The 25,587-nt window shown below is 59.3% G+C and carries 26 protein-coding genes; 11 read left to right on the forward strand and 15 right to left on the reverse strand.

Annotation, left to right across the window (positions count from 1 at the left end):
* Genes ureC through ACR3FB_RS20145 form a run of 5 tightly spaced genes read right to left on the reverse strand, consistent with a single transcriptional unit; the run spans position 1 to position 3,317 of the window.
* Entirely contained in the window at positions 1-1,761 is a 1,761-nt protein-coding gene (gene ureC / locus ACR3FB_RS20125; protein ID WP_480566722.1) for an urease subunit alpha, read from the reverse strand.
* Positions 1,761-2,066, reverse strand: a complete 306-nt coding sequence (locus ACR3FB_RS20130) for an urease subunit beta (protein WP_425084511.1) — start codon at positions 2,064-2,066, stop codon at positions 1,761-1,763. Before ACR3FB_RS20130 ends, ureC begins: the two co-directional genes overlap by 1 nt.
* Complete coding sequence (locus ACR3FB_RS20135; protein WP_209253325.1) at positions 2,063-2,224, reverse strand: hypothetical protein; 162 nt, start codon at positions 2,222-2,224, stop codon at positions 2,063-2,065. Before ACR3FB_RS20135 ends, ACR3FB_RS20130 begins: the two co-directional genes overlap by 4 nt.
* A gap of 15 nt (positions 2,225-2,239) precedes the next feature.
* Positions 2,240-2,542, reverse strand: coding sequence for an urease subunit gamma (locus ACR3FB_RS20140; RefSeq protein WP_170378531.1), 303 nt, complete (start codon positions 2,540-2,542; stop codon positions 2,240-2,242).
* Position 2,543: 1 nt separating this feature from the next.
* Positions 2,544-3,317, reverse strand: a complete 774-nt coding sequence (locus tag ACR3FB_RS20145) for an urease accessory protein UreD (protein ID WP_480566724.1) — start codon at positions 3,315-3,317, stop codon at positions 2,544-2,546.
* 443 nt (positions 3,318-3,760) lie between these two features.
* On the opposite strand from ACR3FB_RS20145, the gene urtA reads away from it, so the two are divergent.
* The 5 genes from urtA to urtE all read left to right on the forward strand — a co-directional run bounded on the left by urtA (position 3,761) and on the right by urtE (position 9,724).
* Entirely contained in the window at positions 3,761-5,041 is a 1,281-nt protein-coding gene (urtA, locus tag ACR3FB_RS20150; protein WP_170549293.1) for an urea ABC transporter substrate-binding protein, read from the forward strand.
* Between the two features lie 61 nt (positions 5,042-5,102).
* The gene (gene urtB / locus ACR3FB_RS20155) at positions 5,103-7,055 is read left to right on the forward strand and encodes an urea ABC transporter permease subunit UrtB (protein ID WP_480566726.1); all 1,953 of its coding nucleotides are present in this window, start codon (positions 5,103-5,105) and stop codon (positions 7,053-7,055) included.
* Positions 7,056-7,058: 3 nt separating this feature from the next.
* On the forward strand, positions 7,059-8,288 hold the full coding sequence (urtC, locus tag ACR3FB_RS20160; protein WP_480566727.1) for an urea ABC transporter permease subunit UrtC: 1,230 nt from the start codon (positions 7,059-7,061) through the stop codon (positions 8,286-8,288).
* Positions 8,285-9,025 carry an urea ABC transporter ATP-binding protein UrtD gene (urtD, locus tag ACR3FB_RS20165; protein WP_480566728.1) on the forward strand — a complete coding sequence of 247 codons (741 nt, stop codon included), beginning with the start codon at positions 8,285-8,287 and terminating at the stop codon, positions 9,023-9,025. Before urtC ends, urtD begins: the two co-directional genes overlap by 4 nt.
* A 3-nt stretch (positions 9,026-9,028) precedes the next feature.
* Entirely contained in the window at positions 9,029-9,724 is a 696-nt protein-coding gene (gene urtE, locus ACR3FB_RS20170) for an urea ABC transporter ATP-binding subunit UrtE (RefSeq protein WP_170767594.1), read from the forward strand.
* 15 nt (positions 9,725-9,739) lie between these two features.
* Here urtE and ACR3FB_RS20175 read toward each other — a convergent pair whose 3' ends face one another.
* The 10 genes from ACR3FB_RS20175 to ACR3FB_RS20220 form a co-directional block, all read right to left on the reverse strand.
* Entirely contained in the window at positions 9,740-10,837 is a 1,098-nt protein-coding gene (locus ACR3FB_RS20175) for a M56 family metallopeptidase (protein ID WP_480566729.1), read from the reverse strand.
* Complete coding sequence (locus ACR3FB_RS20180) at positions 10,824-11,219, reverse strand: BlaI/MecI/CopY family transcriptional regulator (protein ID WP_170378547.1); 396 nt, start codon at positions 11,217-11,219, stop codon at positions 10,824-10,826. The genes ACR3FB_RS20175 and ACR3FB_RS20180 overlap by 14 nt, the downstream gene beginning before the upstream one ends.
* Before the next feature lie 65 nt (positions 11,220-11,284).
* Positions 11,285-11,686, reverse strand: a complete 402-nt coding sequence (locus ACR3FB_RS20185; protein WP_170378549.1) for a DUF2160 domain-containing protein — start codon at positions 11,684-11,686, stop codon at positions 11,285-11,287.
* 8 nt (positions 11,687-11,694) lie between these two features.
* The gene (locus ACR3FB_RS20190) at positions 11,695-12,492 is read right to left on the reverse strand and encodes a carbohydrate ABC transporter permease (protein WP_170378551.1); all 798 of its coding nucleotides are present in this window, start codon (positions 12,490-12,492) and stop codon (positions 11,695-11,697) included.
* Positions 12,489-13,352, reverse strand: coding sequence for a carbohydrate ABC transporter permease (locus tag ACR3FB_RS20195; protein WP_085807799.1), 864 nt, complete (start codon positions 13,350-13,352; stop codon positions 12,489-12,491). Before ACR3FB_RS20195 ends, ACR3FB_RS20190 begins: the two co-directional genes overlap by 4 nt.
* A complete protein-coding gene (locus tag ACR3FB_RS20200) occupies positions 13,352-14,425 on the reverse strand; it encodes an ABC transporter ATP-binding protein (RefSeq protein ID WP_480566730.1) in 1,074 nt (357 codons plus the stop codon). Before ACR3FB_RS20200 ends, ACR3FB_RS20195 begins: the two co-directional genes overlap by 1 nt.
* Before the next feature lies 1 nt (position 14,426).
* On the reverse strand, positions 14,427-15,476 hold the full coding sequence (locus tag ACR3FB_RS20205) for an ABC transporter ATP-binding protein (protein WP_170461603.1): 1,050 nt from the start codon (positions 15,474-15,476) through the stop codon (positions 14,427-14,429).
* Positions 15,477-15,562: 86 nt separating this feature from the next.
* Positions 15,563-17,302, reverse strand: a complete 1,740-nt coding sequence (locus tag ACR3FB_RS20210; RefSeq protein ID WP_170461605.1) for an ABC transporter substrate-binding protein — start codon at positions 17,300-17,302, stop codon at positions 15,563-15,565.
* A 172-nt stretch (positions 17,303-17,474) separates the two neighbouring features.
* Positions 17,475-18,185 (reverse strand): aspartate/glutamate racemase family protein, encoded by a 711-nt coding sequence (locus ACR3FB_RS20215; RefSeq protein WP_480566732.1) that lies wholly within the window; start codon positions 18,183-18,185, stop codon positions 17,475-17,477.
* 73 nt (positions 18,186-18,258) lie between these two features.
* The gene (locus tag ACR3FB_RS20220; protein ID WP_480566733.1) at positions 18,259-19,185 is read right to left on the reverse strand and encodes a LysR family transcriptional regulator; all 927 of its coding nucleotides are present in this window, start codon (positions 19,183-19,185) and stop codon (positions 18,259-18,261) included.
* Positions 19,186-19,276: 91 nt separating this feature from the next.
* On the opposite strand from ACR3FB_RS20220, the gene ACR3FB_RS20225 reads away from it, so the two are divergent.
* The 6 genes from ACR3FB_RS20225 (at position 19,277) to ACR3FB_RS20250 (ending at position 25,548) form a co-directional block, all read left to right on the forward strand.
* Complete coding sequence (locus ACR3FB_RS20225) at positions 19,277-20,410, forward strand: enolase C-terminal domain-like protein (RefSeq protein WP_480566735.1); 1,134 nt, start codon at positions 19,277-19,279, stop codon at positions 20,408-20,410.
* The gene (locus tag ACR3FB_RS20230; protein WP_480566736.1) at positions 20,407-21,657 is read left to right on the forward strand and encodes an NAD(P)/FAD-dependent oxidoreductase; all 1,251 of its coding nucleotides are present in this window, start codon (positions 20,407-20,409) and stop codon (positions 21,655-21,657) included. Before ACR3FB_RS20225 ends, ACR3FB_RS20230 begins: the two co-directional genes overlap by 4 nt.
* Positions 21,658-21,707: 50 nt before the next feature.
* Entirely contained in the window at positions 21,708-22,688 is a 981-nt protein-coding gene (locus ACR3FB_RS20235; RefSeq protein WP_170378565.1) for a TRAP transporter substrate-binding protein, read from the forward strand.
* 78 nt (positions 22,689-22,766) lie between these two features.
* Positions 22,767-23,291, forward strand: a complete 525-nt coding sequence (locus tag ACR3FB_RS20240; protein WP_419738744.1) for a TRAP transporter small permease — start codon at positions 22,767-22,769, stop codon at positions 23,289-23,291.
* 4 nt (positions 23,292-23,295) lie between these two features.
* A complete protein-coding gene (locus ACR3FB_RS20245) occupies positions 23,296-24,609 on the forward strand; it encodes a TRAP transporter large permease (RefSeq protein WP_170461618.1) in 1,314 nt (437 codons plus the stop codon).
* A gap of 6 nt (positions 24,610-24,615) precedes the next feature.
* Complete coding sequence (locus ACR3FB_RS20250; RefSeq protein WP_480566738.1) at positions 24,616-25,548, forward strand: hypothetical protein; 933 nt, start codon at positions 24,616-24,618, stop codon at positions 25,546-25,548.
* Positions 25,549-25,587 lie beyond the last annotated feature (39 nt).

The following is a 25,587-nucleotide window of genomic DNA, read 5'->3' on the forward strand; positions in this document are numbered from 1 at the left end:
TCAGAACATGAAATAGCGCTGCGCCATCGGCAGCACTTCGGCAGGTTGACAGGTGAGCAACTCCCCATCGGCTCGGACCTCATAGGTTTCCGGATCAACCTCGATCTGGGGCGTTGCATCATTCAGCAGCAAATCCTGCTTGCCGATGTCGCGCGTGTTGCGCACGGCGACGGTTTGTTTCGCCAGACCCAGTGTATCACCGATCCCGCCCGCTTGCGCGGCCTCCGAGACAAATGTGATCGCCGAGTTCTCAACCGACCGGCCGTATGCTCCGAACATAGGGCGGCTATAGACCGGCTGCGGCGTCGGGATCGAGGCATTCGGGTCACCCATCTGCGCACAGGCGATGGTGCCACCCAACAACACCATCTCGGGCTTCACCCCGAAAAAGGCAGGGTTCCACAGGACCAGATCGGCACGTTTGCCTTCCTCAATACTGCCTATCTGATGGCTCAGGCCGTGCGCAATCGCCGGGTTGATGGTGTATTTCGCAATGTAACGACGGACCCGCAGGTTATCGTTGTCACCTGTTTCCTCAGACAGACGGCCGCGTTGCTTCTTCATTTTGTCGGCGGTCTGCCATGTTCGGATCAGAACTTCTCCGACCCGGCCCATAGCCTGACTGTCCGAGGCGATGATACTGAAAGCGCCCATGTCGTGGAGGATGTCCTCGGCCGCGATCGTCTCACGCCGGATACGGCTTTCGGCAAAGGCCACGTCCTCGGGGATGGATTTGTCGAGGTGGTGGCACACCATCAGCATATCCAAATGCTCTTCGACAGTGTTCACGGTGAAGGGGCGCGTGGGGTTGGTCGAAGACGGCAGAACGTGGTTTTCGCCGCAGATCTTGATGATATCGGGGGCGTGGCCGCCACCTGCGCCTTCGGTGTGGAAGGCGTGGATCGTGCGGCCTTTCATGGCACCCACGGTGTTCTCGACAAAGCCGGATTCGTTCAGCGTGTCGGTGTGGATCATGACCTGCACGTCCATCGCGTCAGCCACTGAAAGGCAGCAATCGATGGCGGCAGGGGTCGTGCCCCAATCCTCATGCAGTTTCAGAGCGCAGGCACCTGCATTGACCTGCTCCTCCAGCGCGGCGGGCAGCGAAGCGTTGCCCTTGCCCGCAAAGGCCAGGTTCATCGGGAACGCGTCGGCGGCTTGCAACATACGCCCGATATGCCATGGGCCCGGTGTGCAGGTGGTGGCCAGAGTGCCATGCGCAGGGCCGGTACCGCCGCCCAGCATAGTGGTCAGGCCGGAATGCAGCGCATCCTCGATCTGTTGCGGGCAGATAAAGTGGATATGGCTGTCAAAGCCCCCAGCGGTCAGGATGCGCCCCTCGCCTGCGATGGCCTCGGTGCCGGGACCGATGATGATATCGACGCCGGGCTGAGTATCGGGATTCCCGGCCTTGCCGATCTTGGCGATACGCCCGTCTTTCAGACCCACATCCGCCTTGTAGATACCCGAGTGGTCAACGATCAGCGCATTGGTGATAACCGTATCCACGGCCCCCTCGGCCCGAGTGGCCTGAGACTGCCCCATCCCATCGCGGATCACCTTGCCGCCGCCGAACTTGACCTCTTCGCCGTAGAGCAGCGCATTGTCGCCCGTCCCACCGGTAGCGGCAGCGCCCGTACGTTCAGCGGTCAGGTCGCGTTCGACCTCGATCACCAGATCGGTATCGGCCAGCCGCAGCTTGTCGCCGGTGGTCGGGCCGAACATGGCAGCATAGTCAGAACGTTTGATTGTTGCTGGCATCAGAGCGACCCCATGACCTTTTGATTGAACCCATAAACCTTACGCGCGCCGCCGATCGGGATCAGCGAGACCTCGCGCGCCTGACCGGGCTCGAACCGAACGGCGGTGCCCGGCGCGATGTCCAGGCGCAGCCCGTGTGCAGCTGCACGGTCAAAGTCGAGCGCCGGGTTGGTTTCGGCGAAATGATAGTGCGAGCCGACCTGAACAGGGCGATCGCCGGTATTGGCGACCATCAGGGTGATCGCCTCTGCGCTTGCGTTCAGGGTGATCTCACCCTCGGCCGGGAACAGCTCTCCGGGGATCATTTGTTCAACTTTACCATCAGCGCGATCGCGGCCACTGCGACAACTGCCAGACCAACGCCAAGGGTCGCGTAGTCCGTGCCGTGGGCATGGATATGCGTATCGGTGTGGGCTGCGGCAGGGCCGGCAACGATCAGGGCGGGGAAAAGCATACGGGTCATGTCTTGGTTCCTTTGTTAGCGAATGGGGTTGTGGACGGTCACAAGCTTGGTGCCGTCGGGAAAGGTGGCTTCGACTTGAACCTCGTGGATCATCTCGGGCACGCCCTCCATACATTGGTCTCGGGTGATCACTTCGGCCCCGGCCTGCATCATGTCAGCCACCGAGCGACCGTCGCGCGCACCTTCGACCACAGCGTCGGTGATCAGAGCGATGGCCTCGGGATGGTTCAGCCTGACCCCTCGGGCAAGGCGTTTGCGGGCAACTTCGGCGGCCATGGCGACCATCAGTTTGTCTTTTTCGCGGGGGGTCAGGTTCATCTCAGATCATCCAGCATCGGGGAAGAGTGTTGTTGTTGAGTTGCCGCAGAACTGGCATCAGCGCACGGCGCAGGGCAAAGCTGTTTTCCGCCAGCATACGGATCACCAGCAGATCACCATGTATCAGCGTTGCACCTGCCGTTTCGGGCAACATCTGGCGCACCGTGTCCAACTGCCCTTCGGCCGAACTGCAGGCAAAGACGACCAGCGCCATTGCACCCGCCCCGTCTGCGATATGAGGTTTCGCGAGATGGGCGTGCAGGTCGCCGGCGAATCGCATTGTATCTAGGAAGAGAGAAGCTCCACCGCGCCGAATTTCGATCCGGTCCCGCAAACGGATATCCGTCAGGGTTTCGCCCATCGCCGCGCGCCCAAAGACTAATGGCTCGACCATCAGCAAAGTCGCATCCGGCTCCATTTCGACCAATAGTCGACGATCCAGAGCACTGCCGTTGAACAGGATTGTCTCTTGCGGCATCCAGTTCATGCGAGCACCGGGCGCGACGGTCAGGTGATTGACGACCTGACCATAGGAGCCAAGCTGCGCCTTGTAAGCGCGCTCACAGGCCTGCGTCGTCATCGTCAGCGTAGTACCTTCACCAGCTGTTCCGGAGAACCGAAACGCATCCCCACCGGTGACGCCGCCGGCTGTGTTCAGCAGAACCGCATCCAACGCGCGCGATTCAGCACGTGGGAACAGGCACTTAAAAGAACCAGATTGGCGGAAAACGTCCAGAACAGACCGCTTTCCCAAAGGCTTGGTGCTGATCGACACGGCCCCCTTGGCACGGGGAGGGGTTTTGTCCGTGATGGGCGTTATATGGGCAAGTTGCGTAATTGGTCACCCCCGAGGCGTCAGTTCATGCCCTGTGTTTCGGGCCTCGGATGGCGGAAAACCATTCTTGGGTGTCGCAATCGAACACAAAACCGATGCATGTGACCAAATTTTTGGCACACAGTCGGGCAATGGATTAAAAATTAATCAGATGCGGCTGATTCTTGCATTTACCTGACCGACAGGTTGCCAAGATTGCCGCGATGCAGAAACCGTATGGGTGCTCGTCGGGGGAAACATCTCGAAGGGTGTGTGACGGCTGCGCGAATTGGACCTCGGACACAACCGCCACACGATAACGCAACAACAGTTGCGGGGATCAGGTAGAAGAAGAGTGCGCCTTTGTGCAAGCCCTCTCTCCCGGCCCCGCCCAGGAGGATTACATGAAATCGCTCAAATCCACGCTCGCCGGATCACTGGTATTTGCTGCCATGGCCACCGCTGCACTGTCGGCTGAAGACACGATCAAGGTTGGCGTGCTGCATTCGCTGTCCGGCACGATGGCAATCTCGGAAACCACGCTGAAAGACACGATGCTGATGCTGATCGATCAGCAAAACGCTAAGGGCGGCCTGCTGGGCAAGCAGCTTGAGGCGGTTGTTGTCGACCCGGCCTCGGACTGGCCGCTATTTGCTGAAAAAGCGCGCGAGCTTCTGACCGTGCATGAGGTGGACGTGATCTTCGGCAACTGGACCTCGGTCAGCCGGAAATCGGTTCTGCCCGTGATCGAAGAGCTGAACGGCCTGCTGTTCTACCCGGTTCAGTATGAGGGCGAAGAATCCTCGAAAAACGTATTCTACACCGGTGCCGCACCAAACCAGCAGGCGATCCCTGCGACCGACTATTTTCTGGAGGAACTGGGGGTCGAGAAATTCGCTCTGCTCGGCACGGACTATGTCTACCCCAGGACCACCAACAATATTCTGGAAAGCTATCTGAAGGGTAAGGGTATCGCGGACGAGGATATCTTCGTCAACTACACCCCATTTGGTCATTCTGACTGGTCCAAGATAGTGGCGGACGTGGTCGCGCTGGGTGCGGATGGTAAGAAGGTCGGCGTGATCTCGACCATCAACGGAGACGCAAATATTGGCTTCTACAAAGAGCTGGCGGCTGCGGGCGTCTCAGCAGATGACATCCCGGTCGTAGCCTTCTCAGTCGGTGAGGAAGAACTCTCGGGTCTGGATACCACCAACCTGGTCGGTCACCTGGCCGCGTGGAACTACTTCCAGTCGGCAGATACCGATGTGAACGCCGAATTCGTTGAGACGTGGAAAGCTACCATGGGTGAAGACCGCGTGACCAATGACCCGATGGAGGCGCATTACATTGGCTTCAACATGTGGGTAAATGCCGCGACCGAGGCCGGATCGACCGAAGTGGATGCCGTGCGCGCCGCCATGTACGGGCAGGAGTTCCCGAACCTGACCGGTGGCACTGCCGTGATGCTGCCGAACCACCACCTGGCCAAGCCGGTTCTGATCGGTGAGATTCAGGAAGACGGTCAGTTCGATATCATCAGCGAAACTGACGTCGTTCCGGGTGATGCGTGGACCGACTTCCTGCCAGAATCGGCGGTTCTGATCTCGGATTGGAAAGAGCTGGGTTGCGGTATGTACAACACCGAGACCAAGACCTGCGTTCAGACCCTGTCGAACTACTAATCTTCTCGCAAGGCGGGTGCCATCGCCCGCCTTGCCCAAAAGACACCTCGGGTTTCACCACATGTTACGACTATTCCTTGCGGGCCTCGCAATCCTATGCGCCTGCCTAACGGCCAATGCGCAAGAGAGCGGTTTGCAACCGATCCTGCAAGAGCATCAGGAGATCATCGCCAAAAGCTCGCGCAAGACGATTGGGCCCGCGATTGATGCGATTGCCAGCAGCGGTTTACCACAAGCGCAGGTGATGCTTGAGACATGGGCCGCCAAAGACGTGTGGATGCGTAAGTCGGATGGCCTGTTTTTTGCCGGCAAAAAAGGTGAAGGGCGGTCGTATGAATTGACCGATTTCGACACCGGAGAAGTCGTTGGCACGTTTGAGAAATCCGACTTGAAGCAGTTGAAACCCAATAGCGGCATCCGCGCGATGATCGGGACGGCTTTGGTGCAGTTCCAACTGACCGACCCTGATCGCGCGAAACGTCTGGCCGCTTTGACTTCTATCCAACGCGATCCCGAGGCCGCTCTGCTGGAGCCGCTGCGCGCGTCGATTGAGGACGAACCCGACACCGAGTTGCAAGCGCAGAAGCAACGCCTCGAGCGGTTGCTGACCATCGGCTACGACGAAGATATCGCAGCACGTGTTGCTGCGATTGAAGAGATGTCCGACGATCTGGGAGTGGACGTCCGTGCAGCCCTGAACCCTCTGGTCGTGACGAAGCGACATGCGGGCACTGGTCTACCTGCTGACGCGAATATCGCCGCAATTCTAGACCCCGGATCAGAAGCCCTGTCGCGGGACGAGGCATATGATCTGTTGGTCGCCAGTGACCTTGCCGCGCCGCGCACGTCGCCCGATGACATACGCGCCGCACTGGCCGCCAATATCGACGGCGGCCGCGTGGGGGACATTCCTGTCGCGCAGCTGAACTCTGACACCACGCGTGCTCAGGCTTACGCTGTTTTAGCCGAAGCCGGCCTCGTGCCTGCTTTGATCACCGAGGCCGACATCGATTCTGCGTTGGAAACGCATGTCTTCTTTGAGACCTATGCCGAACCTTCACCAGAAATCACAACCGCAGCCGAAAAGGCGCTGGAACAGATCCAGCTTAAGGTTGGCCTAAACCAGACCCTCGACCTGACGCTCGACGCGATCTCATTGGCGTCGATCTATTTCCTGGCTGCCATCGGTCTGGCTATCACGTTCGGCGTGATGGGCGTGATCAACATGGCGCATGGTGAGTTCATCATGATGGGTGCCTACACCGGCTATGTGGTTCAGCAATTCATCCCCGACCATACGCTGTCGATCATCGTCGCCATTCCGATGGCTTTTGCCATCACCTTCGCCATGGGCGTCGCGATGGAGCGGCTGGTAATCCGCTGGCTCTACGCCCGCCCGTTAGAGACGCTACTGGCGACGTTCGGCATCTCAATCGCGCTGCAACAGCTGGCCAAGAACATCTTCGGTACGCAGGCCCGACCGCTGACCGCGCCCGGCTGGCTGGACGGGGCATGGGTGCTGAACGATGTGGTCTCGATCAGCTATATCCGCATCGCGATCTTCGTTCTGGCCATGATCTTTCTTGGGCTGTTCCTCTACATCATGAAGCGCACGCGGCTGGGGCTAGAGATGCGCGCGGTGACACAGAACCCGCGCATGGCGGGGTCGATGGGGATCAATCCGGGGCGCGTGAATATGCTGACTTTCGGTCTTGGTTCCGGCATCGCAGGAATCGCCGGGGTTGCGATTGGGCTGTTCGCCAAGGTCACGTCCGATCTGGGCAGCGACTATATCGTACAGAGCTTCATGACCGTGGTTGTTGGCGGCGTCGGCAATATCTGGGGCGCGCTGGCGGGTGCCGGCATGATCGGCTTCCTCCAAAAGGGCATCGAGTGGATGAACCCGTCGAACACCCTCGCCGCGCAGACCTACATGATCATCTTCATCATCATTTTCATTCAGTTTCGGCCAAGGGGCATCATCGCCCTCAAAGGCCGCGCGGCGGGGGATTGAGCCATGGAACGCAGCTTTGTCGCCAAGAGCCCCTCGGTACTGGTCTTTCTGGCCATCCTGTCCCTGTTCACATTGGGCGTGACCGTCCTGTCCGAAGGGTTCGGGATCGGTGTGATCTCAACCAGCTTCGTCAAGACGCTGGGCAAGACCCTGTGCCTTTGCCTGATTGCCGTAGCTATGGATCTGGTCTGGGGCTTTACCGGCATCCTCTCGCTGGGTCATTTCGCCTTCTTCGGGCTAGGAGGCTACATGATCGGCATGTGGCTGATGTACGAACGGACCCGCCTGATCGTGGTCGAGTCTCTGTCACAAGCCGAAATCCCTCCTACCCCGTCCGAGGTCGTGGACGCTATCGGAACGCAGATTTTCGGCGTGGTTGGTTCATCGGATTTTCCGCTGATCTGGGCCTTTTCCCATAGCCTGGCCCTGCAACTGATACTGGTCGTTTTGGTGCCCGGACTTTTGGCGCTGATCTTCGGCTGGCTGGCCTTCCGCAGCCAGGTGACGGGGGTATACCTGTCGATCCTGACACAAGCGATGACTTTGGCGCTGGCGCTGTACCTGTTCCAGAACGACAGCGGATTGCGCGGCAATAATGGCCTATCGGGCTTGCAGAACCTGCCGGGTGTGACCGCCTCGCAGGACGTGGTGTCGATCTGGTTCCTTTGGGCCTCGGCGCTGGCACTTGGCTTGGGCTATATACTCGCGGCTTGGGTTGTATCGGGCAAGTTCGGCTCGGTCATCCGTGGCATCCGCGACAACGAGGCACGTGTGCGGTTCCTTGGCTATTCTGTCGAGGTTTACAAACTGGCTGTCTTCACCCTGACTGCCTGTATCGCAGCCATCGCGGGGGCGCTCTACTACCCGCAGGCCGGGATCATCAACCCCGAGGAAATGGCCCCCATTGCTTCGATCTATCTGGCCGTCTGGGTTGCCATCGGTGGGCGGGGTCGTCTGTATGGCGCAGTCATCGGGGCGGCTTTCGTCAGCCTGCTCAGCACATGGTTCACCGGCGGACAGGCACCGGATATCCCGCTGGGGTTCTACACGATCAAATGGGTCGACTGGTGGCAAGTGCTGCTGGGCGTCTCCTTCGTGCTGGTAACCCTGTTCGCACCAAAGGGCATCGGAGGGCTGTTCGACCTCTGGAGCAACCGCCGTGCGCCGCAGCGCCATGGTGCGCCGCTTGGCCCCGACGACAGCGCCCTACGCGAAAAGGAGGCAACGGAATGAGCACTCTGCTAGAGGTTAGCGGCGTTTCGGTTACCTTCGACGGGTTCCGTGCCATCAACAATCTCTCCTTCCAGATCGGCGAGGCCGAACTGCGCGCAGTGATTGGCCCGAACGGGGCCGGAAAAACGACCTTCATGGACATCGTCACAGGCAAGACGCGGCCAGACGAAGGCCGCGTGATCTGGGGCGAAAAATCCGTCTCACTGCTGCGGATGAGCGAGGCGAAAATCGCGCAGGCCGGGGTTGGCCGGAAATTCCAGAAACCCACCGTGTTCGAGGACCAAAGCGTTAGAGAAAACCTGCTGATGGCCCTCAAGAACAAACGCGGTTGGCTGGGTGTCCTTTTCTATCGGCCCTCAGCGGACGATCTGGAGAAGGTCGAGGAACTGGCCGACGAGATCGGCCTGAAGGACGAACTTGACCGCAAGTCGGGCGAGCTGAGCCACGGGCAGAAACAATGGCTCGAGATCGGGATGTTGCTGGCACAGGAACCACGCCTTCTGCTGGTTGATGAGCCTGCCGCCGGGATGACCCCGCAGGAGCGCGAGCACACGACCGACCTTCTAGTTCAGGCCGCCAAGACCCGCGCCGTGGTGGTTGTCGAACATGATATGGAGTTCGTCCGCCGCCTGAACTGCAAGGTTACCGTTCTGCATGAAGGAGCAGTTCTGGCCGAGGGGTCGCTGGACCATGTGACATCAAATCAGGACGTCATCGACGTCTATCTGGGGCGTTGAGCGATGCTAAAACTGAACGATCTGACCCTGCACTATGGCCATTCACAAATCCTCAACGGTATCTCAATGGAGGCCGAGAGGGGTGAGGTGACCTGTGTGATGGGCACCAATGGTGTCGGCAAGACCAGCCTGATCAAGGCGATCTCGGGCACTCATCCCCGCTCTGGCGGGTCGCTGACACTGGACGGCGAAGCCCTTGGCCCGCTGCCTGCGCATCAGATGGCCTGGAAAGGTGTCGCCTATGTCCCGCAAGGGCGCGAGATTTTTCCGCTTCTGACCGTGCGCGAGAATCTTGAAATCGGGTTCGCCTGCCTTCCCGCAGCTGAACACTTCGTGCCGGATGAGATCTTTGAATTGTTCCCGGTTCTGGCCCAGATGCAGCATCGGCGCGGTGGAGATTTGTCCGGTGGCCAGCAACAACAGCTGGCGATCGCCCGGGCGCTGATCACGAAACCCCGGCTCTTGCTGCTGGATGAACCTACCGAGGGCATTCAGCCCAACATCATCCAGCAGATCGGCGAAGTGATCCGCCACCTGCGCGATCAGGGTCAGATGGCAATCCTACTGGTCGAGCAATATTTCGACTTTGCCTACGACCTCGCCGACCGGTTTGTCGTCCTGCGTCGGGGAGAAATCCTGCTGGAAGGCCGCAAGCAGGATGTGTCACGGGATCAAGTCCTTCAAGGCGTCTCGGTCTGACCGAGACGACGCTTTTCAATTACCGCTGTTGCGACGTTCTAGCCGCTCAAGGTTGACAACGGTCGAAAGCATAAGCCGGTCTTGGCTCCACCCGTCGGTCTCGCGCAAACTGGCCGAGCCCCAGGCCAACACAATCGCAAAGATCAGGCTGAAAGACAGAACCATCGCATGCAGCGGATGACCCCCTTTGGGTCCGTCTGCCAAAGCGATCACACGCTGTCGCAGAACCCGCTTCGCCTTGTTCCCATTGACCAGCGCAACATTCAGGACCTGTGGACGCTCGCGCGAGACAGTGCGGGCGCAATAGTCCAACAGGCATTTGGCATAATCCACCGTATCCAGCCTGCGTCTGGCGACAATGGCCTGATCGCAACCAAGCTCGCGCAGCCGCTCAAACTGATAGCGCAGGATGTGATAGGCCGGATTCCAGAAGAACAGTGGGCGCAGAAACTCCAGCACCAACTCCCATTCGACGTCGCCGCTGCGCACATGCTGGAACTCATGCGCAATCGCGAACCGCAATTCGTGGCGATCGTTCAGCAGGTTGCTGGGAAGGATTACGTGGCGACGGCGCAGGCCCCGCACGGCAAAGGGAACTTTGATGTGATCCGACAGACGGACATCCACCTTGGCCGAACGTTTCCACAGGAAACTGTCCAGTACCGTCTGACGAATTTGCAGCGCCGCCCAGATCACGCGGAGAACCAGCATGGCCGAGACCAATGCCAAGGCCGCGAGTGCAGCAACGGCCCAGACGGAGCTACCATCCAAAGCGGCCTCGACCCAGCGCTGGCGCGTGTTCAGCAGCGTCTCAAACTGGGTTGCAGGCAGCGCGATCTCACCCCTCAGATAGGCCGCAACGGCCACGTCGCCGATGGCCATCGGCTGACCGGGCCAGATAAGTTCGAACAGATGCGCCACCCCAAAGGCCAGCACCGGGCTGAGCATAAGGCAAAGCACCAGCGCCCTGAGCAGACGAAACTGATCGGAAAAGGACAGTCGCATCGAGGTTCGAGACAGAACAAATCGAGCTGCGAACCACAACGCGACCGATAGGATCAGAACAAAATTCAGTTCGAGATAGGCATCGAGAACCGGCTTAACCGCTGTCATTTTGCAGTCTCCTTTCTACCAATGCCCGAATATCCTCAAGATCCGCCTCGCTCAGACCCGCATCATCCACCAAGCGCGCCACCAGCGAGGCTGGTGTGTTGTCAAACAACGTCCGCGAGAGGTTCTGAAGCGAGCGGGCCTGGTACCGATCCTTGTCCAGAAGCGGGCTGTAGATCAGGGTTTTCCCGTCCTTGCGACTTTCGACAAAACCTTTTTCGTCGAGAATACGCAGGATCGTTGCACCTGAAGTATAGGCCAGATTCCGTTCCGGTGGCAGGCGGTCCAATACATCACGCACCGAGCCTTCCCCTAGGGCCCAAAGTTCGTTCATGAACTCCAGTTCAACCTCGGTCAGCAGATTTGTCGTCTTTTTCTTTCGCATTGCTCTTGGTGTCGTCATGATTGGTGTGCCTGTCAGACAAGCATCCTTTCGTGTTTTGTCAAAGCCTAAACTTTCCAGAAAACGAAGAAACCCCAACCGATGGACAGAAACAGCGGTGTCCAGACCGGTTGACCCACGAAACCGAGCCAGGCCAGAAAGATATAGGCCGAGCCAAGCAGCGTGATGAACAGGCGGTCGCCCAGCGTTGTGGTCAGACCCAGCACGCCTTTGCGTTCAATGCCATCGCGGAATTTGAACCCTTCCAGCACGCCGATAAGTGCAATGGCCGAGAAGATGCCGACGAACAAAGCCAGTGTGGCTGGCGTCCACGCCATCCAGAAATCAGGCCAAAGCGGATCGGTCCATGAAAAGCCTTTTTCCTCTTGCTGGCCGACGCTGCCCCAACCCGCCTGCTGGGCAAATGCCGCAGAGGGCAGGAAGGGAAGGATGATAAGAAGTTTGCGCATATCGAACCTCATACACGTCCCATCGCGAAACCACGCGCGATGTAGTTGCGGACAAACCAGATGACAATGGCGCCGGGAATGATGGTCAGGGTTCCAGCGGCTGCCAGCAGACCCAACTCATACCCCGCGCTCGAGGCGGTGCGGGTCATCACGGCGGCGATGGGTTTGGCCTCAACCGCGGTGAGCGTCTTGGCCAACAGCATCTCGACCCACGAGAACATGAAGCAGAAGAAGGCTGCAACACCCACACCCGCTTTGATGTTGGGCAGGAAGATCGTCACGAAGAATCGCGGGAAGGAATAGCCGTCAACATAGGCCGTCTCGTCCAGCTCTTTCGGGATACCCCGCATGAACCCTTCCAGAATCCACACCGCCAAAGGCACATTGAACAGCGTATGCGCCAAAGCCACGGCGAGGTGAGTGTCAAACAGACCGATCGAGGAGTAGAGCTGGAAGAACGGCAGCGCAAACACAGCAGCAGGGGCCATCCGGTTGGTCAGCAGCCAGAAGAACAGCTGCTTGTCGCCCAGAAACCGATAGCGTGAGAACGCATAGGCCGCAGGCAAGGCCACACAGACCGACAGAACTGTGTTGATCGTCACATAGATGATCGAGTTGATATAGCCCCAGTACCACGTCGGGTCGGTGAGGATAGTGGTGTAGTTCTCCAGCGTGAAGGTCTGGGGAAACAGGGAAAAGCCCGACAGGATCTCGTTCGTGGTCTTGAAGGACATCGCCACCAGCCAATAGATCGGCAGCATCAGAAACGCGATATAGAGGATCGGGATAAGAGACCGCTTCTTCATTGCGCGTCATCCTTTGTCATCAGAGTGTAGAAGACCCAGCTGACCAGCAGCGTGATAGCGAAGTAGATCAGGCTCATCGCGGCTGCAGGGCCAAGGTCGAACTGTCCCAACGCGATCTTCACAAGGTCGATCGACAACAGGGTGGTTGAGTTGCCCGGGCCACCGCCGGTTAGAACGAAGGGCTCGGTATAGATGTTGAAACTGTCCATGAAGCGCAGCAGAACGGCGATGGTCAGGACGGTTTTCATCTTAGGCAGTTGGATATAGCGGAACACCGACCACGGGCTGGCGCCGTCGATCTTGGCGGCCTGATAATAGGCATCCGGGATCGACACCAGGCCCGCATAGCACAGCAGCACGACCAGCGAAGTCCAGTGCCAGACATCCATGACGACGACAGTGATCCAAGCCGACAGAGGCTGTTGCGTCATGTCATAGTTGATGCCCAGAACGTCATTCAGGAAGTAGCCCAGCAGGCCGATCTTGGGCAGAGTGAAGATGTTCCACATCGAGCCGACCACGTTCCACGGAATCAACATCGGCAGGGCCATCAGGACCAGACAGACCGGCACCCAGAAGCCTTTGCGCGGCATCGACAGGGCGACGATGATGCCCAAAGGCACCTCGATCAGAAGGATCAGGAAGGTGAACAGGAACTGCCGTCCCAACGCGGCCTGAAAGCGATCCGAGCGCAAGATTTGCTCGAACCAGCCAAGCCCTTCCCAGAAGAACTGGTTGTTGCCGAAGGTTTCCTGCACCGAGTAATTGACCACCGTCATCATCGGTACCAGCGCGTTGAACGCCACCAACGCCAGCACCGGCAGGACAAAGAACCATGCTTTTTGGTTTTCTGTTCTCATCAGCTGCGCTCCTCGGTTGCGATCCAGCCGTCGCGGTAAACGCGGGATTGTTCTGGTTTAAATTGCAGGAACACTTGCGAACCCGGTTCAGGAACAGAGTGTTCGGTCACGGCCTTGAGAGCCGTATTGCCGACCATCGCGCTGACCACATAGTGGCGGCCGATATCGGACACTTTCGTGACATGCGCCGGAATACCTGTATCGCCGAAGCCCACATATTCCGGACGGATACCCAGATCGGTGCGTCCTCCATCGCCGTGGGTTGGGCCTTCCAGCACCACTTCATGGCCCTCAAACACGGCCCGGTCGCCCTTGGCGTCACAGGGCAGAACATTCATGCCGGGAGAGCCGATGAAATGGCCAACAAAAGTGTGTTGAGGGCGCTCGAACAACTCCACCGGAGTACCGATCTGCACAACTTCGCCGTCTTGCATCACGACCACCTCATCCGCGAAGGTCAACGCCTCTGTCTGGTCGTGGGTCACGTAGATCATGGTTGCCTGCACTTTCTGGTGCAGCTCCTTCAGCTTCGAGCGCAGCTTCCATTTCAGATGCGGGTCAATCACGGTCAGCGGCTCATCAAACATCACCGCGTTCACATCGTCGCGCACCAGTCCGCGCCCCATCGAGATCTTCTGCTTGTTATCTGGGCTGAGGCCGCTGGCGCGGGTGTTCAGCATGTCCGTGACGTCCAGCATCTCGGCGATCTCATCGACGCGCCGCTTGATTTTGGCGGGGTCGACACCTCGGTTCTTCAGGGGAAAGGCCAGGTTTTCGCCCACGGTCATCGTGTCGTAGATCACCGGAAACTGGAACACCTGCGCAATGTTGCGCTGATCGGGTGGAAGGGCCGTAACATCCTGACCGTCAAACAGAATCTGCCCCTCAGACGGTGTAAGCAGCCCCGAGATGATATTCAGCAGAGTGGACTTGCCGCAGCCCGAGGGCCCCAGCAACGCATAGGCCCCGCCGTCGCGCCACGTGACATCGACTTCTTTCAGCGCATAGTCCTCGGGGCCTTTCGGCACGGGCATGTAGCTGTGTCGCAGATTGGAAAGCTTGATCTGTGCCATGTCAGGCCACCCTTTGGCCGTCTTGGCCGAAATACCGGCAATGCGCCGGGTTCATGTAGAAACTGTGATCCTCGCCGACCTGATAGGGGTGAACCCCTGCCGCCAAAGACACCCAGTCGTCCGAGCCATGCCGGAAATGCGCGCTGGAATCCGATCCCGACAGTTCGGTCACAATCACGCGGCCTGTCAGTTCAACGTCAGCCTCAGATGTCCGGATTGGAGTGACGCGATGCGGACGCACGGCGACCATGTATTCGCCATCGGCCATATTCTGAACCGCCCAGCCGCCGCCTCCGGCAAGCTGCGCTTGTGCGCCGGATACCGTGATACGCGCCACGTTGATCGGCGGGTCCGAGAATACGCGTGCCGCAGCCAGATTTTCGGGATTGCGGTAGATATCAGCCGTTGGGCCGAACTGCGTCACATACCCGTCTTCCATCAATGCGGTATGTCCACCCAGCAAGAGCGCCTCTTCGGGTTCCGAGGTCGCATAGACCACCACGGCGCCACGCCCGGCGAACAGATCGGGCAACTGCTCACGCAGCTCTTCGCGCAGCTTGTAGTCGAGGTTTGCAAGCGGCTCATCCAGGAACACGGCGCGGCTTTCTTTCGCAATCGCACGCGCCAAGGCGGTGCGTTGTTGCTGACCACCGGACAGCTCATGCGGACGGCGATGCAGCATCGGGCGCAGTTGAAGCAGATCGGCAGCCTCTTCCACACGGCCTTCGATTTCGGATTTCGCCATACCAGCTACGCGCAGAGGCGATGCGATGTTGTCGAAAACGGTCATATGCGGGTAGTTCACGAAGAACTGGTGGACCAGGCTGATCTGCCGCTTCTGCGTGTTCAGCTTTGTCACATCCTGCCCATCCATGAAGACCTTGCCCGAGGCAATTGGGTCCAACCCGGCCATCATCTTGATCAGAGAGGTCTTGCCCGATCCCGTCGCGCCCAGCAGCACATTGAAATGGCCGGTCTGCAGTGTCAGGGATGTGGGTTTGATATGGATGACGTTCCCGACCCGTTTGGTCGCGTCTTTAAGTTCGATCATGTCCGTGAATTCCGATCCCGCAGCGCGATGCGCTGTCTTGGTCTTGGGATGGGGATGCCGCAATCGGCACCCCCGGTTTCAATCGCTTACTGAGACTGCCAGCGCTGAACCAGTTCGTCATAGTTGACGGTCTGGCCTTGCGGCTTTTCGTTCTCAAGCTTGGCCTTGGGCGAGCCCTCTTTCTCCAGCCAGAAGGCAGGATCCTGCGGCTCGTTCAGACGTGGACCACAGCCGCCGTAGACGCCGGCGCTTTCATCCGCGGCCTGCATACGGGCCATGGTGATGTCCATTTCCTCGGCCAGACGATCCATCGCCTCTTGCGGGGTGAAGGCGCCCGAGTTCACGTCACCGATCTGCTGCCACCAGATTTGGGCCAGCTTCGGATAATCCGGCACGTTGATGCCGGTCGGCGACCATGCCACACGGTCAGGCGAGCGGTAGAACTCGACCAGACCACCCAGCTTGGGTGCGCGTTCGGTGAACGACTCGTGGTTGACCGAACTGTCGCGGATGAAGGTCAGACCCACATGGGACTTCTTCACGTCAACAGTCTTGGACGTCACGAACTGAGCATAGAGCCAAGCAGCCTGAGCACGATCCTCGGGGGTCGATTTAAGGAACGTCCAGGAACCCACGTCTTGGTAGCCGACCTTCTGGCCTTCTTCCCAATAGGGGCCGTGCGGGCTGGGCGCCATCCGCCACAGCGGCGTGCCTTCGTCATCCACGGTGTTGTTGCCTTCGGACTTCGGCTTCACCATGTCAGCGGTAAAGGCGGTGTACCAGAAGATCTGCTGGGCCACGTTGCCTTGGCTAAGCGCTGGCAGCGACTGGTAGAAGTCATAAGACGCAGCACCCGGAGGCGCATAAGCCCGCAGCCACTCATCCCACTTGCGGATCGCGTAGACCGCAGCCGGACCGTTGGCCGCGCCACCGCGCGAGACGGAGGCCCCAACAGGGTTACAGGTGCCCGCTTCCATGCGGATGCCCCATTCATCAACGGGTACACCGTTCGGCTCACCCACGTCACCGGCACCGGCCATCGACAGCCATGCGTCGGTCATACGCCAGCCCAGGTCAGGTGCGCGTTTGCCATAGTCCATGTGACCGTAGATTGTCACACCGTCGATCTCTTTCACGTCGTTGGTGAAAAACTCGGCAATGTCTTCGTAGGCCGACCAGTTGACCGGAACGCCAAGGTCATAGCCGTACTTTTCTTTGAACGCGGCCTTGTTGGCCTCGTCATCGAACCAGTCCTTGCGGAACCAGTAGAGGTTTGCAAACTGCTGGTCGGGCAGCTGATAGAGCTTGCCATCCGGACCTGTGGTGAACTGAATGCCCATGAAGTCATCCAGATCCAGAGTCGGCGAGGTTGTCGCCGCCCAGTCGCCTGCCATCATGTCGGTCAGCGGATAGGCCAGTTGCAGGCGCGAGTGCGTCCCGATCAGGTCGCTGTCATTGACGTAACCGTCATAGAGGTTCCGGCCCGTCTGCAGCTGGGTCTGAACGGCCTGAACCACTTCGCCCTCGCCGAGGATCTGGTGGTTCACCTTGATCCCGGTGATCTCTTCGAACGCCTTGGTCAGCACCTCGGACTCATACGAGTGCGTTGGAATGCCTTCTGACAGAACGTTGATTTCCATGCCGGCATAAGGCTGTGCAGCTTCGATGAACCACTTCATCTCGCCCATCTGTTCGTCTTTCGACAGAGTCGATGGCTGGAATTCGTCGTCGATCCAACGTTGTGCTGCGGCTTCGTCGGCCCAAACGGGACCGTGCCCCGCAATGACGGCAGCCGCCGCCACTGCGGAAAGTAGATGTCTCCGCATCTGTTTCCTCCCAAAAACTATGGATTCCGGCGCGAACCGGATGGCAACCACCATCAGCGATTTACCGCGCATCTGTCAAACTAAATTTTTAGTAATTGACGCGAGGGTAGAAAAATTCTGCCTTATTCATTGTTATTATTCAATTTTCCCAACAGAGTGCCGTGCCGCGTTTTCAGAACCTTGGCGGCAAAAGACCGGATTGGAACCACGTCACAAAGCTGACAATCGAGAAAACAGGCAACCCCGTCGCGCTTTGGATATCGGCCGCATAGGGGCACATATTGGTGCATTCCAGAACGATCGCGCCAAGCTCAGAATGGTTTTTTTGCAGCCGCAGAGCCGCCTCAACATTATCAGCGCGCGCCTTTTCGGCATCCAGAGCCTCCTCATTCCCCAGAATTGCGCGCGTGAATTCCTGCCCCCCTTCCGTCGTCCCGATCGGCGTTCCTTCGGGCACCTGTGCTTTTCGCAAATGATCCTCCGTCAGGGTCGAGGCCGAGATGGTCAGGACCCCAGCACGCTTTCCAGCTGGCAGAATGCGATTGACCATCTCGACCTGCATCAAGGACGAGGTCACGACCGGAACCGAAACGGCCTCGGACAGTTCTTGCTGGAATAAGGACAGAAAACCGCAATTCGTGGTAATGCCGTCCGCGCCATCGCGGACAAGGTCACGGGCCGCATCGACAAACGCGCTCAACATGCCCTCGGCCCCACGCCGCACAACAAGGTCCGGCGAGGCATCGCGAACGATCCGATAGAGCACCGGAAACGGCCAGGTCGTTGCGTTGCCCATGTCGCCCGGAATGCGCGGAAACCGCGCGTCAAGCATCAAGATACCCACCGACGCCCCGTAGATGGATTTCCCTCCCTGTGCGATCATCTGCCCTCCTCCTGCGTTCTGAGCGTCGATTCCGACCGACAGTTTCACATCCTCATGCTGGTTGCCAACCGAGTTATCCGCTCGTCTGCCTTTCGTCTGGTACCGCGCCCTCGGCAAAGGTCTCAATCGAGGTCATCAACTGCGACAGAAACGCCTGCCCGATGGAGGATAGCGGGCGGCCTTTGGCGGTGATGACCGCAAGATCCAGCATCACAGGCGGCTGAAACGGCCGGGTTCGATAGCCGGCCTCGCCATCGAACGACACGGTAAACGGGTCGATTAGGGCTACACCCATGCCCTCCTTGACGAAGCTGAGCAGGTTTTCCGACAAATGCGTGTGGATCTTGGTCCCCCAGTCGCACCCGGCCTTCTGGAACACCTCGCGCGTCCGACGGTGTGTTTGATGCTCCGGCCCCATCACGATGAACGGCTCCTTTTCAAGCAGTTCCGGCGTCAGGACCTCATGCGCGGCCAGAGGGCTGTTTTCGGGAAATGTCGCCAGCGTTTCAAACCGAAAAACCTTGGCGTTCAGGGTGTCGTGCAGAATGGGCATCTCGACGATGCCGATCTCGAACAGGCCCGACGTCACCCATTCCTGAATCTTCGACGAATACTGCGATTGAAAGCTGACCGACAGATTGGGACGGGATTGCGAGAATCGCGCAATCTCGCGGGGCATGAAGCCGAAGGACAGCATATGCGGGGCGGCGACTTGCAACTGACCAGGGTGTTTGTTCTGCAAATCCGTTACGGCCTGCGCCACGTGATCCAACCCGCGCACCACGGTGTCGACCTCACGATAGAGAAGCTCGGCCTCGGGCGTGGGCAGTAAGCGTCCCTTGGTGCGTTCGAACAAGGGCAAACGCGCCTCGCGCTCTAGCTGAGACAGAAGGTTGCTGATGCCCGGCTGTGAAATGCCAAGCACTGACGCGGCGCCGGTGACCGTCCCTGTCTCCATGATCGCGTGAAAAGCCTGTAACTGACGAAATCTGAGGGACATCCTGACATCACTTTTTCTGATAGTATAAGCAAGATATAGTATTTGAAATGATATTCTGGTCAAGGCAGGCTGCGTCCTGACCGGAGGTGGGATGTCTGATCTACAACAGAAAATTACGGGCTATGATCTATGGCATCTTGCGCTGCCGGTGACATCGCGTCGGGATCACGGCATCGGCTCGGTCGAGGGCGCGTGCGAGGTCGTCATCCTCAGATTGACCACTGAGGACGGCACGCAAGGGTTTGGTGAGGCCTCACCCTGGTCGGTTTTTACCGGCACGCCCGAGGCCACGTTTGCCGCGCTGGACCGCTATCTGCGCCCGCTGGTTTTAGGCGCGCGTCTTTCTGACCGGGCGGCGATTATGGCCAAAGCCGCCCATGCCGTCGCCCACTGCACCGAGGCCAAGGCCGCGTTGGAGGCCGCACTGCTGGACCTGACTGGCCGCATCTCCTCACTTCCGGTTTGGGCCTTGCTGGGCGGCAAGTGCCGTGATGCGATCCCGCTGAGCTGCTCCATCGCCAATCCTGACTTCGCACAGGACATCGACCTGTTGGCGCGGTTGCGCGACGACGGCGTTCGGATCGTGAAACTCAAGACAGGGTTCAAGGATCATGCCTTCGACATCATGCGGCTTGAATATCTGGCCCGGAACCACCCCGAAATGGCCGTCCGCGTGGACTATAATCAGGGGCTGAGCATCGAGGACGCCCCGGCGCAGGTGCGCGACGTGGCCCAGTTTCAACCCGACTTCATCGAACAGCCCGTTCGGGCGCATCACTTAGGCATGATGGCCCAACTGAAGCAGATGATCGACGTCCCTCTGCTGGCCGATGAAAGTGTCTTTGGCCCCGAAGACATGGAGCGCGCCGCGCGCGAGGGGATTTGCGATGGTGTTTCGGTCAAGATCATGAAATCCGGTGGTCTGACGCGGGGCCAGACGGTCGCCCGCATCGCCGCCACCCATGGGCTGAGCGCCTATGGCGGCGACATGTTTGAAGCAGGCTTGGCCCATCTCGCCGGAACCCACATGATCGCGGCAACGCCCGAGATCACGCTAGGCTGCGAATTCTATCAGGCCAGCTATTTTCTGACGCAAGATATCCTGGAATCCCCTTTCGAGGTGCGGGACGGTCAAGTCATCGTGCCAGACGCCCCCGGACTGGGCGGGAGGCCGGATCTGGCAAAGCTCAACCACTATGCGGTTGCGAAATCGGGGGCAGCATGAGCGACAAGAAAACCATTACCATCATAGGCGCCGGGATTGTCGGCGTCTCGGCCGCTGTCTGGCTGCAGCGGGATGGGCATGACGTAATCCTGATTGATAAAGCAGGACCTGCCGAGGGGACGTCTCATGGCAATGGTGGGGTTCTAGCGTCCTGCTCGATCGTGCCTGTGACGGTGCCGGGCCTGCTACGCAAAGCCCCCCGCATGCTGTTCAGCCCATCCGAGCCGCTGTTCATGAAATGGGGTTACTTCCCTAAGCTTGTGCCTTGGCTGACCCGCTACTTGAGCCACGCAAAAGCCCACGAGGTAGACCGGATCGCAGCAGCCCTGACCCCGATCATTGGCGACAGTTTGAACGACCACAAAGCCCTCGCCGAAGGGACCGGGGCGGAGAAATGGCTGGTCCCCTCGGACTACCTTTTCCTCTACCGCGATCGGGCGCATTTCGAAGGGGACGCCTTTGGATGGGGCATCCGGCGCAAGCATGGGTTTCACTGGGATGAGCTCGAAGGGCAGGCCTTGCATGACTATGACCCAGTCTTCAGTCGCGACATCTCATTTGCGACCCGGCTGGCGGATCACGGCCATATCAGAGATCCAGGCCGCTATGTGAAAGACCTTGCCGCCCATGTCGAGGCCAATGGCGGGCGCATTCTGCGCGCCGAGGTTGAGGATGTTATCCGTGAAGCAGGCAAAGTCACCGGCGTGCGCGCGGGCGGCGAGACCATCGCCTGCGACACGGCCATCGTCAGCGCGGGCGTCTGGTCCGGGCTTCTGGCCAAACGGCTGGGCATCTCGGTCCCGCTGGAAAGCGAGCGTGGCTACCATCTTGAACTGGTCGCGCCATCGGCCATGCCCCGCAGCCCGGTCATGGTGGCCTCCGGTAAATTTGTTGCCACACCGATGGATGGGCGCATACGGTTGGCGGGTATTGTCGAATTTGGCGGGCTGGACGCTCCGTCCTCACGCGCGCCGTTTGAATTGCTGCGCAAGAACGCCCGAGCAGCCCTGCCCGGCGTGACATGGAAGGAGGAAATTGAATGGATGGGGCACCGACCGGCCCCTGCGGACTCGATCCCGATCATCGGTGAGGTTCCCGGTATTTCCGGGGCCTATATGGGCTTCGGCCACCACCATATCGGCCTGACCGGCGGCCCCAAAACCGGCCGTTTGCTGGCCCAAATGATCGCAGGGCGCACGCCAAACACCGATACGAGCGTCTATGCGCCAGCACGGTTCGCAACATGAATAATTCGGCTCAAGAAGCCAGTCCAACGCATAACAATAGGGAGACTATCATGAAGAAACTCACCAGCCTTCTTGCGGCAACCGCATTGACCGCCGCCGCGGCCGCCCCCGCCATGGCCGAGAAATGGGACATGCCGATGGCCTATTCGGCCTCGAACTTCCACTCGGCCACGGGTGCTGAATTTGCCAAATGTGTAACCACCGGAACCGGCGGCGAGATCGAAATCGTGACCCACCCCTCGGGCTCTCTGTTCAAGGGTGCCGACATCAAGCGCGCGATCCAAACCGGGCAGGCTCCGATTGGTGAGCGCCTGTTGTCCGGCCACCAGAACGAAAACGCACTGTTCGGCTTCGACTCGATCCCCTTCCTTGCCACGTCCTTCGATGACAGCGCCAAGCTGTGGGAAGCGGCCAAGCCCTCGATCGAGAGCCTGCTGGCCGAGCAAAACCTGACGCTGCTTTACGCCGTGCCTTGGCCGCCGCAGGGGCTGTATTTCAAGAATGAGGTGAACTCGGTCGCCGACATGAAGGGCATCAAGTTCCGCTCCTACAACAACGCCACCTCGCGTCTGGCTGAACTGACGGGCATGCTGCCCGTGACGATTGAAGCCGCCGAGATCAGCCAGGCCTTTGCTACCGGCGTGGCGGACTCGATGGTGTCCTCCGGGTCGACCGGCTATGACCGCAAGGTCTGGGAAAGCCTGAACTATTTCTACGAAGTCGACGCCTGGCTGCCGCGCAACTACGTAATGGTCAATTCGGACGTCTGGTCGGGTGTGTCTGACGCCAACAAGAATGTCATAAAAGCGTGCGCGGAACTGGCCGAATATGCCGGCAACTGGCGCGCCAAAGAATATACCGGCTTTACACTGCAGGGTCTGCGCGACGGTGGCATGACCGTTGGTCCGGCCTCTGACCAGATGGTGGGTGAGCTGAAAGAAATCGGCGTCACAATGACCAATGAATGGCTTGAGGCTGCAGGCGACGAGGGCAAAGCCATCGTCGATGCGTTCAACGCCGCGCAGCAATAACGCCAAATCGGGCGGCAGGCCCTTCTGCCGCCCGCACCATCTCAAAAAAACAAACCAAGCGGGGACAGTATGGCGGTTATGCGTGGGCTTCGGTCCGTTCTGGATTTCATTTATCAAGCCGCCGGAGTTCTGGCCGCGCTTAGCCTGATCGCCATTTTGCTGCTGATCGTAGTGCAGATGCTGGCCCGCTGGACCGGAGAGGTCTTTCCCGGCGCGCCCGACTATGCCGGGTACGCCATGGCCGCCGCGTCCTTTCTGGCCTTTGCCAACGCGCTGAACCGAGGCAGTCATATCCGTGTGTCCATTCTGTTGAATGCTGTTCCAGACGGGTTCAGGCGTGTTCTGGAAATCTGGTGTTTCGCCATCGGCACAGCGGTGATGTGGTATTTCTGCTGGTACGCCTACCGCTTTGTCTATTGGAGCTGGAAGTTCAACGATGTCAGTCAGGGGCAGGACAGAACCGCCCTGTGGATTCCTCAATCCGCCATGCTGATCGGCGCCGTGATCCTCGCCATCGCACTAACCGACCATCTGCTCCACGTGCTGTTCAAGGGGGATCACCGCATCACCCCCGATCTGGCCGACCAAAGCCAGGGGGAATGAGCGAATGGAAAACCTTTCGATCATCATCCTGTTCATCTTTGTCCTCTTCACCCTGCTCGGCACCGGCGTTTGGGTCGGTCTTGCCCTGATGGGCGTCGCCTGGGTCGGGATGGAGCTGTTCACGACCCGCCCCGTCGGCGACGTCATGATCACAACGATCTGGTCCGCGTCCTCGTCCTGGACCCTGACCGCCCTGCCCATGTTCATTTGGATGGGCGAAATCCTGTATCGAACGCGATTATCCGAGGATATGTTCAAAGGGCTTTCGCCGTGGATGGCCCCTCTGCCCGGCGGATTGGTGCATACCAATATCGTCGGCTGCACGGTCTTCGCCGCGGTATCTGGCTCATCTGCGGCAACACTGACCACCGTGGGCAAAATGTCGATCCCGGAACTGCGCAAGCGCAATTACCCCGAACGTATGATCATCGGCACCCTGACCGGAGCGGCAACCTTGGGCCTGATGATCCCGCCCTCGCTGACGCTGATCGTCTATGGCGTCACGATCAATGAATCGATCACCAAGCTGTTCTTTGCCGGCATCCTGCCAGGCCTCGTTCTGGCTGCGATGTTCATGGGCTATGTCGCGATCTACTCGAAACTCGGCAAAGACTGGCAGCCCAACGTCGAAGCCAAGCTGAGCTTCCGCGAGAAAATCCACAACTCTCGCTTCCTGTTGCCGGTGATCCTGCTCATCACGGTGGTGATCGGCTCGATGTATCTGGGCTATGCCACTGCAACCGAAGCCGCCGCATTTGGCGTGATCGGAGGACTATTGCTGGCCGCCGGTCAAGGCTCGCTCAACTGGAAGACCTTCACCGAAAGCTTGATGGGCGCAACGCGCACCAGCGCGATGATTGCCCTGATCCTTGCAGGCGCGGCCTTCCTGTCGTTGTCGATGGGCTTCACTGGCCTGCCCCGAGGCCTCGCCGACCTGATCGCCGGGTGGGAACTGACACGGTTCGAGCTGCTGATGGTGCTGCTGGTCTTCTACATCATTCTGGGGTGTTTTCTGGACGGCATCTCCTCGGTCGTGCTGACCATGGCCGTGGTCGAGCCGATGATCCGCGATGCGGGCATTGACCTGATCTGGTTCGGCATCTTCATCGTCGTTGTCGTCGAGATGGCGCAGATCACGCCGCCCATTGGGTTCAACCTGTTCGTGATGCAGGGCATGACCAACCACGAGATGAGCTATATCGCCCGCGCCGCCATTCCGATGTTCCTGATCATGGTGCTGATGGTTTTTGTTCTGATCTGGTTCCCTGAGTTGGCCACCTGGCTGCCCGAGAACCTGCGTCAGAGCCCCGGCGGGTAGCGGCACTTGAACCCGCTGCATCTGGCGGCCCGCAACGGCCCCATTGTACTGGTCGCGGGGCTGGTTGCCGGCCTCCTCCTGCCCAGCCTCGCCGAGCCGATGCGCCCGCTGTTGCCGCCGCTGGTGATGTTACTGCTGTTCGTGACAGTCCTGCGGATGGAGCCGAAGACCCTCATCGGCTCGCTGTCGGATCTGCGTAACGTGATCCGCACGATTGCAGCACTGCAACTTGCGGTGCCGATGACGCTTCTGGCCATTGGATACACGGCTGGCTGGATGAGTTCGCCGATCTTCCTGTCACTGCTCATCGTCGCCGCAGCGCCCTCGATTTCCGGCAGTCCGAACATGTGCCTGATGATGGGACACCCGGCAGAACACGCGGTGCGCCTTGTGGTGGTGGGAACCGCGCTTTTGCCCCTGACGGCGCTGCCCGTTTTCTGGCTCATGCCAGAGCTGGAGGATATTCGCGCCGTCACCGGTGCCTCGGCCCGATTGTTCCTGACCATCGCCGTTGCGGCCTCCGCCGCGATCGTCTTGCGCCTGACTGTCCTCAGAAACCCGTCCGCGTCCACGCTCAGCAATCTTGAAGGGCTGGGCGCAATCACCCTGGCGGTCTTTGTCATCGGCCTGATGCCATCACTCAGCGCGACTGCCTTAGAGGCCCCCGGCATAGCGCTGTTTTGGGTCGCTTTTGCCTGCGTGATCAATTTCGGCGCTCAGGTCGTGATGTTCAGTCTATTGCGCAGGCGAAGCGCCGCAGCACAAGCAACGGCTATTTCCTTGATCGCAGGCAATCGCAATATTGCCCTGTTCTTTGTGGCTTTGCCGTCCGAGGTCATCGCCCCGATCATGGTCTTTATCGGAGCCTACCAGATTCCGATGTACCTGACCCCGACCCTGATGCGGCGACTGTATCGAACGAACGCGTCTGACCCCTAGGCAGTTCCAATAGCTGCAACCTGTGATTGCCTGAAGAAT

It is taken from the genome of Ruegeria sp. AO1, from assembly GCF_056535985.1.